Source organism: Micromonospora olivasterospora (assembly GCF_007830265.1).
Taxonomy (GTDB): domain Bacteria; phylum Actinomycetota; class Actinomycetes; order Mycobacteriales; family Micromonosporaceae; genus Micromonospora; species Micromonospora olivasterospora.
In genome coordinates this window covers 5,456,551-5,471,368 of record NZ_VLKE01000001.1, presented here as the reverse complement: position 1 = coordinate 5,471,368, position 14,818 = coordinate 5,456,551, and the positions used below count along the sequence as shown (strand labels likewise).

16 protein-coding genes and 1 pseudogene are annotated in these 14,818 nt (G+C 74.0%); 8 read left to right on the top strand and 9 right to left on the bottom strand.

The window, feature by feature from the left end:
* Nucleotides 1–28: 28 nt before the first annotated feature.
* From JD77_RS25100 to JD77_RS25060, 9 genes and pseudogenes are all read right to left on the bottom strand, one after another.
* The gene (locus JD77_RS25100) at nucleotides 29–1,246 is read right to left on the bottom strand and encodes an RNA-guided endonuclease InsQ/TnpB family protein (RefSeq protein ID WP_211372662.1); all 1,218 of its coding nucleotides are present in this window, start codon (nucleotides 1,244–1,246) and stop codon (nucleotides 29–31) included.
* Between the two features lie 134 nt (nucleotides 1,247–1,380).
* Nucleotides 1,381–2,648: pseudogene (locus JD77_RS25095) on the bottom strand (beta-ketoacyl synthase N-terminal-like domain-containing protein).
* Nucleotides 2,645–3,919 (bottom strand): beta-ketoacyl-[acyl-carrier-protein] synthase family protein, encoded by a 1,275-nt coding sequence (locus JD77_RS25090; protein ID WP_145776439.1) that lies wholly within the window; start codon nucleotides 3,917–3,919, stop codon nucleotides 2,645–2,647. The pseudogene JD77_RS25095 and the gene JD77_RS25090 overlap by 4 nt, the downstream one beginning before the upstream one ends.
* Nucleotides 3,916–4,320 (bottom strand): cupin domain-containing protein, encoded by a 405-nt coding sequence (locus JD77_RS25085; protein ID WP_145776438.1) that lies wholly within the window; start codon nucleotides 4,318–4,320, stop codon nucleotides 3,916–3,918. The genes JD77_RS25090 and JD77_RS25085 overlap by 4 nt, the downstream gene beginning before the upstream one ends.
* Nucleotides 4,313–5,113 (bottom strand): SRPBCC family protein, encoded by an 801-nt coding sequence (locus tag JD77_RS25080; protein ID WP_145776437.1) that lies wholly within the window; start codon nucleotides 5,111–5,113, stop codon nucleotides 4,313–4,315. Before JD77_RS25080 ends, JD77_RS25085 begins: the two co-directional genes overlap by 8 nt.
* The gene (locus JD77_RS25075; RefSeq protein ID WP_145776436.1) at nucleotides 5,110–6,597 is read right to left on the bottom strand and encodes an acetyl-CoA carboxylase biotin carboxylase subunit; all 1,488 of its coding nucleotides are present in this window, start codon (nucleotides 6,595–6,597) and stop codon (nucleotides 5,110–5,112) included. The genes JD77_RS25080 and JD77_RS25075 overlap by 4 nt, the downstream gene beginning before the upstream one ends.
* Before the next feature lie 18 nt (nucleotides 6,598–6,615).
* On the bottom strand, nucleotides 6,616–7,125 hold the full coding sequence (accB, locus tag JD77_RS25070; RefSeq protein ID WP_145776435.1) for an acetyl-CoA carboxylase biotin carboxyl carrier protein: 510 nt from the start codon (nucleotides 7,123–7,125) through the stop codon (nucleotides 6,616–6,618).
* Complete coding sequence (locus JD77_RS25065) at nucleotides 7,122–8,831, bottom strand: acetyl-CoA carboxylase carboxyltransferase subunit alpha (RefSeq protein ID WP_145776434.1); 1,710 nt, start codon at nucleotides 8,829–8,831, stop codon at nucleotides 7,122–7,124. Before JD77_RS25065 ends, accB begins: the two co-directional genes overlap by 4 nt.
* On the bottom strand, nucleotides 8,828–9,166 hold the full coding sequence (locus tag JD77_RS25060; RefSeq protein ID WP_145776433.1) for a TcmI family type II polyketide cyclase: 339 nt from the start codon (nucleotides 9,164–9,166) through the stop codon (nucleotides 8,828–8,830). Before JD77_RS25060 ends, JD77_RS25065 begins: the two co-directional genes overlap by 4 nt.
* Before the next feature lie 451 nt (nucleotides 9,167–9,617).
* On the opposite strand from JD77_RS25060, the gene JD77_RS25055 reads away from it, so the two are divergent.
* From JD77_RS25055 to JD77_RS35625, 8 genes are all read left to right on the top strand, one after another.
* Nucleotides 9,618–10,490 carry an AfsR/SARP family transcriptional regulator gene (locus tag JD77_RS25055; protein WP_145777765.1) on the top strand — a complete coding sequence of 291 codons (873 nt, stop codon included), beginning with the start codon at nucleotides 9,618–9,620 and terminating at the stop codon, nucleotides 10,488–10,490.
* Nucleotides 10,491–10,645: 155 nt separating this feature from the next.
* On the top strand, nucleotides 10,646–10,999 hold the full coding sequence (locus JD77_RS25050) for a TcmI family type II polyketide cyclase (RefSeq protein ID WP_145776432.1): 354 nt from the start codon (nucleotides 10,646–10,648) through the stop codon (nucleotides 10,997–10,999).
* Between the two features lie 222 nt (nucleotides 11,000–11,221).
* Complete coding sequence (locus JD77_RS25045) at nucleotides 11,222–12,103, top strand: helix-hairpin-helix domain-containing protein (protein WP_145776431.1); 882 nt, start codon at nucleotides 11,222–11,224, stop codon at nucleotides 12,101–12,103.
* A gap of 184 nt (nucleotides 12,104–12,287) precedes the next feature.
* The gene (locus JD77_RS25040; RefSeq protein WP_145776430.1) at nucleotides 12,288–12,497 is read left to right on the top strand and encodes a hypothetical protein; all 210 of its coding nucleotides are present in this window, start codon (nucleotides 12,288–12,290) and stop codon (nucleotides 12,495–12,497) included.
* A 174-nt stretch (nucleotides 12,498–12,671) separates the two neighbouring features.
* On the top strand, nucleotides 12,672–12,929 hold the full coding sequence (locus JD77_RS25035; protein ID WP_145776429.1) for a hypothetical protein: 258 nt from the start codon (nucleotides 12,672–12,674) through the stop codon (nucleotides 12,927–12,929).
* 223 nt (nucleotides 12,930–13,152) lie between these two features.
* Complete coding sequence (tnpA, locus tag JD77_RS25030; RefSeq protein ID WP_145776428.1) at nucleotides 13,153–13,572, top strand: IS200/IS605 family transposase; 420 nt, start codon at nucleotides 13,153–13,155, stop codon at nucleotides 13,570–13,572.
* Nucleotides 13,569–14,588, top strand: coding sequence for an RNA-guided endonuclease InsQ/TnpB family protein (locus JD77_RS33000; RefSeq protein ID WP_211372661.1), 1,020 nt, complete (start codon nucleotides 13,569–13,571; stop codon nucleotides 14,586–14,588). Before tnpA ends, JD77_RS33000 begins: the two co-directional genes overlap by 4 nt.
* Nucleotides 14,589–14,590: 2 nt before the next feature.
* Entirely contained in the window at nucleotides 14,591–14,812 is a 222-nt protein-coding gene (locus tag JD77_RS35625; RefSeq protein ID WP_425463575.1) for a zinc ribbon domain-containing protein, read from the top strand.
* Nucleotides 14,813–14,818: the final 6 nt, after the last annotated feature.

Here is a 14,818-nt window from a genome sequence, read left to right as displayed (position 1 = left end):
CGGTGCTGAAGTTGACATCCTCCCCCGCCTAAACGCGGGGGATTCCCACCCTCGCAGGTTGGGGTTCCTGGTTCACCGCAGACCGCACGGAAGGAGATCCTTCGTGTCTGACGTCCGCTCCGCAGGCGTTTTTCGTCTCGACCAGCCCGGCCGCGACGGCGATGTTCTGAGCGGCGTTGACGTCCCGGTCATGCCGGGTGCCGCAACCCGGACACCGCCGGTGGCGCGTGCCGAGGGAGAGTGTGGCGAGCAGATGCCCGCACGCCGAGCAGGTCTTCGACGACGGGTACCAGCGGTCCACCACGGCGAGGGTGCGGCCGTCGCGATGGGCCTTGTAGGTGAGCAGGGTACGGAACTCCGCCCAGCCGGTACGGGAGATCGATCTGGCCAGGGACCGGTTGCGGACCATGTTCGCCACGGCCAGGTCCTCCACAGCGATGGCGTCGAACCGGCGTACCAGGGTGGTGGACTGTTGGTGGAGGAAGTCCCGGCGGGCGTGGCGTACCCGCGAATACGCACGGGCGACCTTCCGCTTGGCTTTGGCGCGGTTGGCGGAGCCCTTCTGCCGGCGGGCCATCATCCGCTGGTACCGCTTGAGTCGGCGCTCCCGACGCTCCATGTGCTTCGGATGCGGGATGCGCTCGCCGGTGGACAGCACCGCGAAGTCGGTCAACCCGAGGTCCACACCCACCACCTGACCGGTGGCTTCGGGTGCGACGGGTGCCTCGATGTCGACGGCGAAGGTCACGAACCAGCGGCCGTCCGGGTCACGGGACACCGTCACCGTCGTCGGATCCAACCCGGCCACGTCCACGCCGGGCCACGACCACACGAACCGCAGCACACCCGGTGTCTTCCCCAACGTCAGGTTCCCGCCACGCATCCGCAACGCCGACCGGGTGAAGCTCGCGGACTGGCGGCCGTGCCGGGACTTGTAGCGCGGATACCGGGCCCGCTTCTGAAAGAAGGCGGTCATGGCGGTGTGCTGGTGCCGCAGTGTCTGCTGCAACGGCACCGACGACACCTCACCCAGAAACGCCAGGTCGGGCTGCTTTTTCATCTCGGTCAGCGCCCGATCCGTCTCCGCGTACGAGGTCGACCTGCCCTCAGCGCGGTAACGAGCACGACGGGCGGCGAGAGTGCGGTTCCACACCACCCGGACGCAACCGAACGTGCGGCTCAGCACCACCACCTGTTCCGGGGTCGGATACGCCCGACACCTGTACGCCGTCCGCACAGAACCCATCCAACCAGAAAGGACAGTCATGGTTGACGGCGCGTCCGCCATTCCTCCCCGCCCTGACGGACGGGGCATCCTGGCGGTGATCCGGTGAGCTGGACGATCGTCCAGCCCGCGAGATGTCCGGTCGAGGGATTGTCCTAAAGGTCGTGGGGAGTGGCGCCGCGTACCACCAGGGCGGTGTTGAAGCCGTCGAACCCGCGGGCGCCCACCAGCGCCACCCGGGAGGCCGGCCGCCGGGGCGCACGCAGGAAGTCCAGCTCGCAGCCCTCGGCGGGCGTCCGCGGGCCGGCGGAGGCGGGCAGCACGTCGTGCCGGAAGGCGAGCAGCGCCGTGGCCACGTCCAGCGCCGAGCCGCCCTGGTGGGCCCGTCCGGTCAGCGACTTGTGGGTGGTCACCGGCACCGGCCGGGCACCGAAGACGGCCCGCAGCGCGTCGGCCTCGGCCCGGTCGTGGCGGGGCACGCCCAGCGCGTCGGGCAGCACCACGTCCACGCCGTCGGGGACACGCCGGCGCGGTCCAGGGCCAGCCGCATCGCCCGCGCGTACTGGGTCGGGTCGACGGCCGTGTCCGGGCCGGTGTGCGCGGCGTCGTGGGTGGACGCCCATCCGGTGACCTCGCCGTAGATCCGGGCACCCCGGGCGAGGGCGTGGGCCAGGTCCTCCACGACGAACACCGCGCCGCCCTCGGCCGGCACGTACCCGGCGGCGCCGGCGTCGAACGGCCGGTACGCCCGCTCCGGGTCGTCGTCGGCGCTGAGCTGCCCGGCGGCGAGCTGGCAGGCCAGCGCGTACGGGCTGAGCGGGCACTCGGTGGCCCCGGCGATCACCACCGGGGTGCCCCGCCGGACGGTACGCACGGCGTGCGCGAGGCTGTCCAGCCCGCCGGTGCTCTCCGCCACCAGCACCCCGCACGGGCCCTTGAACTGGTGGTGGATCGACAGCTGCCCGACGCTGGCGGCGTAGAACCAGGCGATCGACTGGTACGCCCCGACGGTCCGCGACGGGCCGCCCCACAGCCGTTGCAGCTCCCGCTGGCCGAACAGGTTCCCGCCGGAGGAACTGGCGAGGGTGACCGCGTACCCGTACGGGTCGGGGGCCCGCTCGGGAAGCCCGGCGTCGGCCAGCGCCAGCCGGGTCGCCGCGAACCCGAGGTGCGTCCACCGGTCGGTCTGCACCAGCCGCCGGTTGTCGGCCCAGTCGAGGGGCTCGAATCCGGGCACCTCCCCGGCGATGCGGGTCGGGTAGCCGGCCGGGTCGAACAGGGTGATCGGCCCGGTGCGGCGGGTCCGGGAGGCGACGGTGGCCCAGTGCGCGTCGGCGCCGATGCCGCTGGGCGCGACCACGCCGATGCCGGTCACCACGGCGCGGGCCGGGGCCGGGACGCCGAAGGCGGTGGGCGCGCTCACGCCGCCACCGTCCCGGACAGCCGGCGGAACACCATGGCCGACTGGAAGCCACCGAAGCCGCTGCCCACCGACAGCGCCACGTCCACCGGCAGTTCCCGGGCCTCGTTGGGCACGTAGTCCAGGTCGCACTCCGGGTCGCGGGTGGCCCAGTTCGCCGTCGGCGGCACCACTCCGTACTCGATCGCCAGGGCGCAGGCGGCCATCTCGATGGAGCCGATCGCGCCGAGCGAGTGGCCCACCATGGACTTGATCGAGCTGATCGGCACCCGGTACGCGGCCTCGCCGAGGGCCCGCTTGAACGCCGCCGTCTCGTGCCGGTCGTTCTGCCGGGTCCCGGAGCCGTGGGCGCTGATGTAGGAGACCTGCCCGGGGGCGAGCCGGGCCTGCCTCATCGCGTCGGCGATGGCCAGCCCCATCTCCAGCCCGTCCGGGCGCAGCCCGGTCATGTGGTAGCCGTTGCTGCGGCTGGCGTACCCGCCGACCTCGCAGTAGACGTGCGCGCCCCGGCGGCGGGCGTGCTCGTACTCCTCCAGCACCAGCACCGCCGCCCCCTCGGCGAGGACGAACCCGTGCCGGTCGGCGTCGAAGGGCCGGGAGGCGTGCGCAGGGTCGTCGTTGTCGGGGGAGGTGGCCCTGATCGCGTCGAAGGAGGCGACGGTGACCGGGGAGATCGGCGAGTCGGCGGCGCCGGCCAGCACCACGTCGGCCTCGTCGTCGGCGATGAGCTGGTGGGCGTACCCGATGGCGTCGATGCCGGAGGTGCAGCCGGTGGAGACCACCTGCGCGGGGCCGTGCAGGCCGTGCCGGCAGGCCACGTCGGCGGCCAGGCTGCTGGGCACGAGCGCCTGGTACAGGTACGGCCCGCCGCGCGCGTGGTCGACCAGCCACCGGCTGCCCGCGTCGCTGACGGTGACGTACTCCCGCTCCAGCGCCATCGTGCCGCCGACGGCGGTGCCGAGCACCACCCCGGCGCGGTCCCGCTCGGCGTCGGTCAGCGCCAGGCCGCTGTCGGCGACCGCCTCGGTCGAGCAGGCGAGGGCGAACTGGACGTACCGGTCGGCGCGCCGCCGCTCGGCGTCGGTGAGCCCGGCGGCGACCGGGTCGAAGTCGCACTCGGCGGCGATGCGGGACCGGAACGGCGACGGGTCGAAGAAGGTGATCCGCCGCGTCGCCGTCCGTCCCTCGGTGATCGCCTTCCAGAACCGGTCCCGGGTCGCGCCGCCCGGGGCGACCACCCCGACGCCCGTCACCACCGTGCGGCGCCCGGTCACGACGCGCCCCGCTGCTCGGCCGCCTCGGTGTCGACGTGGCCCAGCTCCGGTCGGGGGGCGAGCGGCCCGAGGTGGAAGACCACCTCGGCCGGCTCGGGCCCGGTGTTGCGCAGCCGGTGCCGGACGTTGACCGGCACGAACAGCGCCTCCCCGGCGGCCAGGGGCACCGGGACGTCGTCGAGGTCCACCGTGATCGCGCCGCGCGCCACGTACAGGAACTCCTCGCTGTACGGGTGGTAGTGCTCGGCGATGCGCTCCCCCGGCGCCAGCGCGGCCACCCCCATGAACCCGGAGGTGCTGCCGACGGTCTTCGGTCCGAGCAGGACCCGCAGCTCCCCGCCGCGCCGCCGGTCGGGCGCCACGTCCCGGGCCGCGACCGTAAGCTCGACCGTCTCACTCATCCGTGCCTCCGGAGGTCCCGCTGGCGGCGATCCGCTCGATCCGTTCCCTGATGACGGCGAGCTGCACCTTGCTGTTGGCGTTGATCCGGTCGACCATGGCGGGGGTGTCGATCGGCGCGGTGGGCTTCATGGCGAAGTCCTGCACCCAGGTCAGCCGGGTGCCCTCGGGCTCGGAGGTGTAGTACCAGCGCAGCCGCATGAACTCGAACGGGCCGGTCTCCACCCGGTGCGCCCGCACGGTCCGGGTGACCGGGTCGGCCGTACGCTCGCTGACCCAGCTCCACGAGACGCCGTTCTCGTCGGGGACCATGGTCAGCCGGAACAGCACGGTGTCGCCGTCGCGGCGCAGGATCTCCGCCGCGGCGTACTCGGTGAACAGCTGCGGCCAGCGCGCGACGTCGTTGGTGACGTCCCAGACCAGCGACAGCGGCGCGGCGATGACGATGCCGTTCTCGGTGTGCCCCGGCCCCTGCTCGCCGGCCGCGTCCGGCCCGTCGGGTGGCTCGGGCGCCGCCCGCTGCCTGGGCGGGACCGGCTCGTCGGGCGGGACGGTCTGCCGGGCGACCAGCTCGGCCACGGCGGGGATGCTCAGCTGGGCGGCCTGCTCGGGGATCTGCACCTGCCAGCGGTCCGCGACCACCGCCTGCAGTTCGAGCAGGGCCAGGGAGTCCATGCCCAGCTCCTCCAGCGACGCGGCGGGCGCGCGGGCGGCGGCGTCGGCGTCCAGGCCGCAGTGCGCGACCAGGATGTCGGTGATGTCCGCGGTGCGCGGTCGGCCGTGGGTGACGGTCATCGGGTCCTCCCGGGCTGGTGGTCGAGTGAATCGGAGCGAGGGGCGGGGCGGGCCGCCGGCGGCGCGGCCGCGACAGCGGCGGGGCGACACGGCCGGCCGGCGGCGCGGGGCGGAGGCGGGGGCGGGGCGGGGGCGGAGGCGGCTAGCAGGCGGTCGACGAGGGCGGTGGTGTGCGCGGCCTTGCGGAACGTGGGGTCGTCGAGGACCCGCCGCACGAACGGGATGGTGGTCCGCACGCCCGGCCCGTCGACGTCGAACTCGTCGAGGGCGCGCTCGAGCCGGTCCAGCGCCAGGGTGCGGTCCGGCCCCCATACGGCGACCTTGGCCAGCAGCGAGTCGTAGTGCGGGCCGACCACATAGCCGACGTGGCCGTGGGTGTCGACCCGGGTGAACGGGCCGCCGGGTGGGGTGAACCGGGTCAGCCGGCCGGGGGTGGGCGCGAAGCCCCGCGCCGGGTCCTCCACGTTGATCCGGCACTCCACGGCCACCCCGTGCGGGCGGACGTCGGACTGCCGCAGCCGCAGCGGCACCCCGGCGGCGACGTGCAGCTGCTCGTGCACCAGGTCGACCCCGGTGATCATCTCGGTGACCGGGTGCTCCACCTGGATCCGGCAGTTGATCTCCAGAAAGTGGAACCGTTCCTCGTCGTCGACCAGGAACTCGACGGTCCCCGCGCCGGTGAACCCGACGCCCAGGACGCCGCGCAGCGCGGTGGCGGCGATCGCGTCCAGGGTGGCCGCCGACAGCCCCGGCGCGGGCGCCTCCTCGACCAGCTTCTGGTGGCGCCGCTGCACCGAGCAGTCCCGGGTGCCCAGGTGCACCCCCGCGCCGTGGGCGTCGCAGAGCACCTGCACCTCCACGTGCCGGGCGTCGGTCAGGTACCGCTCGACGTACACCCGGTCGTCGCCGAAGACCGCCTGCGCGGCGGCGCGGGTGCGCGCGTACGCCCGGGCCAGGTCGGCGGGGCGGCGCACCACGGTCATCCCCCGCCCGCCCCCGCCGGCGGCGGCCTTCACGATCACCGGGTAGCCGATTCCGGCGGCCACCTCGGCGGCCGCCTCCACGGTCGGCAGGGTCTGCACGCTGCCCGGCGGCAGCGGCAGCCCGGCCTCGAGCATCAGCGCCCGGGCCGTGGACTTGTCCCCGAGCGCGGACATCACCTGCGGCGGCGGGCCGATGAACGTCAGCCCGTTGTCGGCGCAGATCTCGGCGAAGTCGGCGTCCTCGGAGAGGAACCCGTACCCCGGGTGCACCGCCTGCGCCCCGGTGCGCCGGGCCGCCTCGACGATCGCCGCGGCGTTCAGGTAGCTGCGCCTGCTGGCCGGCGGCCCGATCCGGACCGCCTCGTCGGCGAGGCGTACCGGCAGCGAGTCGGCGTCGGCGCTGGAGTAGACGACCACCGTCCGGATGCCCAGCTCGCGGCAGGCCCGCAGCACCCGCAGCGCGATCTCGCCCCGGTTGGCGATCAGCACCTTCTCGAACATCACCATCACCCGCAGCCCTCAGAGCGTTTCCACGGCGACCAGCGGCTGGTCGTACTCGACGGGCTGGCCGTCGCCCACGAGCAGCTCGATCACCCGGCCCGCCCGGTCGGCGGTCACCTCGTTCATCAGCTTCATCGCCTCGACGATCCCGATCACCTGGCCGGGCCGTACCAGGTCACCGACGGCGACGAACGGCGCCGCGCCCGGCTCCGGGGCCCGGTAGAAGGTGCCGACCATCGGCGAGCGCACCACCGACCGGCCGTCCGCGACGGGCCCGGCGGCGACGGGCGGCGGCGCGACCGGCGCGGGTGCCAGGGCGGCCGGGCGGGGCGCCGGCACCGCCCCGACGGGGTCGTGCCACTCCACCTCCAGCACCGTGTCCCCGCTGCGCAGCCGCACCCGCCGCACCGGCCCGGCCAGTTCGTCGACGAGTTGGCGGGCGTGCCGCCGCAGCCCGGTCAGCACCTCCTCGTGGCCCGGGCGCCCGCCGTTCGGGCTCGGCGCCGACGTCGCCGACTCCGCGGTCACCGGGCACCCGCCACGGCACCGGCGCGGGCGGCCCCGAAGCGGCGGAACCGCTGCCGGCGGCGGCGCACCAGCGTCGCCGGCGGCACGTCCAGCAGCGGCGTGAGGTTGGCCAGCACCGCGGCGCGCAGCAGCTCGGCCGCTGCCGCCGGGTCGGCCTGCGTCCCGCCGGCCGGCTCGGCGACCACCTCGTCGGCGATCCCGAGCCGGCACAGGTCGGGGGCGGTCAGCCGCAGCGCGCGGGCGGCCTGCGGGGCCGCCGAGCTGTCCGGCCAGAGGATCGCCGCGCAGCCCTCCGGGCTGATCACCGAGTAGACGGCGCGCTCCAGCATCAGCACCCGGTCGGCCACCGCCAGCGCGAGGGCCCCGCCGCTGCCGCCCTCACCGGTGACGACGGCGACCACCGGGGTGGGCAGCACGCTCAGCGCGAGGATGTTCTCCGCGATGGCCGCCGCCTGCCCCTGTTCCTCCGCGCCGACGCCGGGGTCCGCGCCGGGGGTGTCGACCAGGGTCACCACCGGCAGGCCCAGTCGCGCGGCCAGCCGCATCAGCCGCAGCGCCTTGCGGTGCCCGGCCGGGCTGGCCATGCCGAAGTTCCGGGCCACCAGCTCGCCGGTGGTGTGCCCCTTCTGGTGGCCGATCACCATGACGTGCCGGCCGTCTAGCCGGGCCAGGCCACCGACCACGGCCGGGCAGTCCCGCCCGAGCCGGTCGCCGTGCAGCTCCACGAACCCGTCGAACGCCGTGTCGAGGTAGTCCAGCGTGGTCGGCCGTCCGGGATGCCGGGCCGCCCGCACCGTCTCCCAGGGATCCCCGCCGTCCGCCGCAGCGGCCGTGGGCGTCGCCGCGGCCGCGCCGGGCGCCGGCTCCTGTCCGGGTACGCCCCGGCGGCGCGCCGCCGCCCGCCCGGAGTGCGCGGCGGCGAGCAGCGCGGTCAACCGGCCGCACAGGGCGCGCCGGGTGACCACCATGTCGACCTGCCCGTGCCGCAGCAGGAACTCCGCGGTCTGGAACCCCTCGGGCAGCGCCCGGCCGGTCACCTGCCGGATCACCCGGGGGCCGGCGAACCCCATCCGGGCGCCGGTCTCGGCGAGCACCACGTCGGTGTTCGTGGCGAACGACGCCGCGACCCCCCCGTACGTCGGGTCGGTGACCACGCTGACCGTGAGCAGGCCCGCCTCCCGCAGCCCGGCGACGGCCTGGCTGACGGTGGCCATCTGCATCAGCGACAGCGCGCCCTCCTGCATCCGCGCGCCGCCGGACGCGGTCACCAGCACCAGCGGAATCCCGTCGGCCAGGGCCCGCTCGGCGGCCAGCGTGATGAGCTCCCCGACGGCGCAGCCGAGGCTTCCGCCGAGGAACCGGAAGTCCATCACGGCCAGCGCCACCGGATGCCCGCCGATGCGGGCCGTGCCGCAGAGCACCGCCTCGCCCAGGCCGGTCCCGACCCGGGCCGCGGTCAACCGGTGCGGGTACGGCACCGCGTCGACGAACCCGATCGGGTCCACCACGACCGGCCGGTCCGGCAGCGGGGTGAAGGTGTCCGGGTCGACGAGCTGGCGCAGCCGCTCCGGCGCGCTCAGCCGCGCGTGTGCCCCGCACTCCGGGCAGACGTCCAGGTTGCGGCGCAGCCGCTTGCGGTAGAGCAGGCTCGCGCAGCCGTCGCAGCGCGCCCAGAGCTGCTCGTCCTGCGAGGCGGTCGCGGTCACGGCCGGCTCCCCTCGCCCGGGGCGTCCCACCGGTAGAAGCAGCGCGCCATGGCGTCCCGGGGGGACTGCCAGGTCGGCAGGTACGGCGAGATGTACGGGCGGAGCCGGTCGCTGACCCGGAGGAACTCCGGGTGTCCCCGCACCCCCTCCACGGCGCCGTCGGCGGGCCGCTCGGTCTCGAGCAGGTGCACGTACAGGTCGTGCAGCCGGTACAGCGACCGGTGGCGCACACCGACCAGGCGCGGCAGCTCCGTCGCGTCCGACTCGGCGAAGATCTCGGCGACCCGATCCTCGGCGGTCGGGACGACCTTCGCCACGATCAGCGATCGGTCCATGCATGGCCTCCTGCGGGCTGGCGCGATCCGGTGCGGCGCGACGGACCGTCACGCCGGACGACTGTGGACACGATGCACGGGGCACCGTCACCGGCACGTCACCCGCCACCGTCCACCCGAGACCCCGGGTCGTGACGATGGGTTGACGCAAACTGTGCATCAGCTATGTGTGAGCAGCTCGGACACGCACCCGGTGGTGCCGCCTTTCCGCTGTTCAAGAGCCGTTTTCGCGACCAGCCTGGACGGTTGCCGCACCGCCCCCCGTCATTGACGCAGAGTAACCATGCTTGATATGTTCGACGCGGTCAGCCCGGCGCCCGCAGCGTCGCAGGCCGGCGCCCGGGGGTGGTGGCGTCGCGCGGCGCGACGTTCGGGGCAGCCGAGCCGGGGACACAGGACGGCCGGGGCGGGCCCCGGCGCAGGGGGTGCCGCCGTGACCGCTGACAAGCGCATTCCGACCGTCGGCGCCCGTCCCGCGCCCGGTATCTCGCTGCACCTGCTCGGCGGGTTCCGGCTGCTGCACGACGACGCGCCGGTGGTCGTACCACGGGGACTGCAACGCGTGCTCGCGCTCATCGGGCTGCGCCCGGGCGCCACCCGCAGCCACCTCGCCGGGCTGCTCTGGCCCGAGGCACCAGAGGAACGCGCCCTGTCGTCCCTGCGCACCGCCCTGTGGCGACTGCGCCAGGACCCGTGCTGCCCGCTGGAGACCAGCGGCGACAGCGTACGGCTGCACCCCGCGGTCCGGCTCGACGTCGACGAGCTCGTACACACCGCGGCCCGGGTCCGCGACGGCGACGACCCACGGGTCGAGGCCGGCGCGCTCGCCGCCGGCCGGCACGACCTCCTGCCCGGCTGGTACGACGACTGGGTGCTGATGGAGCGGGAACGGCTGCGCCAGTTGCGCCTGCACATGCTGGAGGAACTCGCCGACCACCACCTGGCCGCCGGCCGGCACGGCGAGGCCCTGGAGGCGGCGCTGGAGGCGATGGCCGCCGAACCGCTGCGCGAGACCCCGCACCGGCTGGTGGTGCGCATCCACCTCGCCGAGGGCAACGCCTTCGAGGCGGTGCACGCCTTCTACGTCTACCGTGAGCTGCTGCTGCGCGAGCTGCGGCTGGAACCGTCGGCGGCCATGTGCGCGCTGCTCGACGACACACTCGCCCCGATCCGCCGCGCCACCCGCCCCGCACCGTCGGCCGTCGGGCCCCGCGACGCCACCCCGCCGTCCGCCCGGCCGCCCGGCGGCGCGCCGCCGCCTGCCCGGCCCGCGACGCCACCCCGCCGCCCCCCGGCCCCGCGGCCCCGCCCCGCGGCCCGCTGACGCGGCGCCACGCGGGCCGCGGACCCACCCCGACCACCCCGTCACCGTCCGTGTCCACAGCGTGACGACCGTGTGACACGACCCGGTGCAGGGTGGGGGCTCGCAGCGCCGGCCTGAGGACCGGGCCCGGTGCCCGGTCCGGCGAGAGGGGTCCCATGAGTCGCCTACTGATCGTCAGCAGGATCATCCCCGGATCCGAGGGGCGGGTCGCGCAGATCTTCGCCGAGTCCGACCAGACCGAACTGCCCACGCTGACCGGCATCCGGCACCGCTCGCTGTACTGCCTGCACGACCTCTGCGTGCACCTGATGGAGACCGCGGACGTCGACGCGGACGCGCTGGCCGAGGCCCGCAACCACCCGCTGTACCACCAGGTCAACGAGCGGTTGTCCGCGCACACCGCGCCGTACCTGCCGACCTGGCACTCCCCCCGGGACGCCGTCGCCGGATGCTTCTACAGCTGGGACGCCGGCCGGCCGTCGATCAGCCCCACCGGCAGCGCCGGCTGATCCGGAGCCGATCGCCGTCCGTCGAGGTGTCCACGTGGGACCCGGACCTCCGCGGCACCCCCGGGACACACAGTGGGTAACCCCCCGGACACCCTGGGCGCGACCCGTCCCACCAGCACCGAACGCCCGGAGCCACCCTGTCGCCCAATACCGAGCGTATGCGAAGATTCGGCGGGTTTTACTCGCGACTTTCATTCGACATACGCAACAGGGAGGTGCACCGTGCCGTCGACTTTCGGGCAGTGGTTGTTCGCGATCCTGGCGCTGCTGGTGGGTCTGGCCGCCGGTTGGCTGCTGCGCGGACGGCAGGGCGCGCCGGGCGCGCGGCCGTCCACCGCGGAGGGTGACCCGGTCGCCGGGGTGGCCGGCCCGCCGGCCGAGGCCACCGTCGACCTGCAGCGACCGGCGGCGACGGTCGTTCCCGTGACGGCGCAGGAGGCCGTCGTCGACGAGCCCGCCCCGGACACCGCCGAGCCCACCCGGCCGGGCGCTGTCCTGGCCGACAGCGACCCGACCGCCTTCGCCGCCGAGGACGACACCCCGGCGCGGCAGGGCACCGAGGTGCCGGCGGCGGATCCGGCCGCCGAGCCGAGCGGGGACGACCAGAAGACCGAGCCCGTCGTCCCGGCCCCGCGCGCGGCGGCCGACGACGCGGACCTCCCGGAGACCGGGGACCCGGCCACCGCCGAGGCGGCGCCCACCCTCCCGTCAGGCGGGGCCGCCACGCAGCAGGAGGCGGCGGGGACGGACGCTCCCCCCGTGGCCGCGGAGACCGACGCCGGGGTGGCGACCCCTGCCCCCGCCGCTGAGGCCGGGGCCGGGGCGGCCCAGGCCGCCGGGGCAGCCGGGCCGGCCGACGACTTCCGCCGCATCCAGGGCGTCGGCCCGAAGATGGCCGCCGCGCTGCACGACGCCGGCATCCGCACGTACCAGCAACTGGCCGACCTGGACGAGGCGGCCCTGCGGGAGACCATCCGGGCCGCCGGGCTCCGGGCCGCGCCGAGCCTGGCCACCTGGCCGCAGCAGGCCCGGGTGCTGGCGGGCGCTCCGGCGGAGGCCGACCGGGTGCTGCCGGCCACCGTCGGCGCCAACGGCAACGCCTGACCGGGATCCCTCGCCAGGTCTGCGACATGCCGGTGACGCGGCCACGCCGTCACCGCCATGTCGCCGACAAGCGCGCTGACCGCTGGCGACCACCCCGCCGGGGCGGGCGCCGTCCCGTTTAGCCGATCCTCGCGGCTGGGTACAAGGGCCTCACCTCGGCCCACCACAACCCCCGGAGGAAGCCATGCGGAGCGGCCCCTCGCTGTTGGGAGTCATCCTGGTCATCTGGCTGGTCATCGGCGCCGTCGCCGCCGGTCAGCGCGGCTACTACAAGAGCGACGACACCAACTGCGCCGAGGCCGGCACGATCCTGGTGACCATCGTGGCCGGCCCGTTGAACTACCTGGGCGCCAACCCGAAGGTCGACTGCAAGCTCCCCGAGCCGTCGAAGTAGGCCAACAGCAGCCGGCCCGCGCCGCTCTGGCGACGCCGGTTCCCGAACCAGGAGTCGCACGCGGAGCGGTGGGAGGAGCACGAGGCGGCGCAGCCGCCCCGTTCGGACGAGACGGCATGGCTGGCCTGGAGCCGGCGCGGCGACGACCTCGACCAAGCACAGACCGCCGGGGCGGTGTACCTCAGCGACGACGGTTGCGGCTTCCACACGCTGCTCGTCCTCTCCGGCGTGGAGCGCGGCAACGTGTGGTTCGACCGACGCGCCACGTGCGACGACATCGTGCCCCTGCGCAACCGGGACGGCACCCACGCCAGCTTCACGGACTTCTACCTCGACTGGCTGACAGCGGCCGAGCGGGTGTTCGTGGCGAACTGGGGGCGGCTGCGCCGCTTCGACATCCGAGCGCCGATCTACGAGGGACGTTTCGACTGAGCGTGCTTCCCCGTCGTGGGTGCCGGGTCGGGCCGCCACATCCTCTAAATCGTCCTAGGAGGATGGGTTGTCCGGGCGGCAGAGCGGCCACGCGCGGCGCTGGTGATCATCCGGCTGCCGTTCCCTACCGATTTGAGGCGAGAGGGCTGCCGTCTTCAGGCGGCAGGTGAATCGCTGCCCTGATGCTGTTCTATTAGTTACGTGCCATGCGTATACTAGGTTCGTGGCCGAATACCAGACGAACCGTGGGGCGGCGTACAGCCTCGGATACCACGTGGTGTGGTGCCCGAAGTACCGCCGCCCCGTGCTCGTCGGCCCAGTCGCCGAACGTCTGCGGGACCTGATCGGACAGAAGTGTGACGAGCATGGCTGGTCGATCGTGGCGCTGGAAGTCATGCCCGACCACGTGCACCTGTTCGTCCGGGCCGACCCGAACGCTTCGCCGTCGTACATCGCGAACCAGTTCAAGGGCTTCACCTCGCGGGTGCTTCGCGACGAGTTCTCTCACCTGCGCAGCCGGCTGCCAACCCTGTGGTCCCGGTCGTACTTCGTGTCGTCGGTCGGCAACGTGTCCGCCGTAACCATCCAGAAGTACATCGAAACCCAGTGGGAGCGGCCGTGGAGGAAGGGAGGCGCGTCGTGAAGATCAACCACGGATACGTACGTCGTCTCGCCCCCACTGCGGAGCAGGCCGCCGCACTCGACATTCAGGGCCACGCGGCCCGGGCAATGTGGAACCTGCTGCACGAGTGGTGGACGTGGGGCGGCGGACGCGACCGACGCCCCACACTGAAGCAGGCCGATGAAGCGATCCGGCAGGCACGCAAGGACATCCCGTGGCTCGCGGACCTGCCCGCGCAGGCCGCACAGCAGGTGTTGAAAACGTACGTGCGGGCGTGGAGAAACTGCTGGGAAGGCCGGGCGTCCGTACCGGAGTTCAAAGCCCGTCTACGGTCACGCATGTCCGTTGACGTGCCGCAGGGACGAGACCTCGCGATCACCCGCCTGTCCCGCCGCGTCGGTCAGGTGCGCATCCCGAAAGCCGGCGTGGTCCGGTTCCGCTGGTCCGGGCCGATCCCCGGCGTCGGCCGTGAACCCGGCCGCACCACCGGCGGCCGGCTCGTCAGGGACGCGCTCGGCTGGCACATCGTGTTCCGCACCGAAGTGGAGGTGGGGACACCAGCGCGGCACCAGGGGCCCGCCGTCGGGATCGACCGGGGCGTCAACGTCGCCCTGGCCCTGTCCGACGGCAACGACCAGCACCACGGACCGTGGTTGCGGCCGAAGGAGGCCGAACGGCTGCTGCGGCTGGAACGCAAGGCCGCCCGGCAGAAGCGGGCCCGCAATCCGTTCGAGCGTACGTCGAACCGTCTGCACCGCACCTACGACCAGATCGCGGGGTTACGCGCGAGAGCCAAGCGCCGCCGCTACGACTGGCAGCACAAGACCACCACGACCATCGCCGGAAGGTACGGCATCGTGGCGGTGGAAGAACTGCGGGTGGAAAACATGACCCGCTCTGCGAGAGGCGCCATCGCCGAGCCGGGCCGCAACGTGCGGCAGAAGGCCGGGCTGAACCGGGTCATGCTCAACGAGGCCCACGCACGACCGTTGAACTGCTGGCGTACAAGCTGGCCGAGCGGGGCGGGCAACTGCTGAAAGTGCCAGCAGCGTACACGTCGCAAACGTGCTCAACCTGCGGGCACCGTGACCCCCGCTCCCGTAACGGCGTCGTGTTCACCTGTACCTCGTGCGGGCACCTCGACCACGCCGACACCAACGCGGCCCTGAACATTCTCAACGCGGCCGGGCTTGGTCGTGTACGGACGTGGAGCCCCGCACCTGTGGGCTGCGAAGCGTCAACCACCCGGCGTGCCGCATGAGCGCCG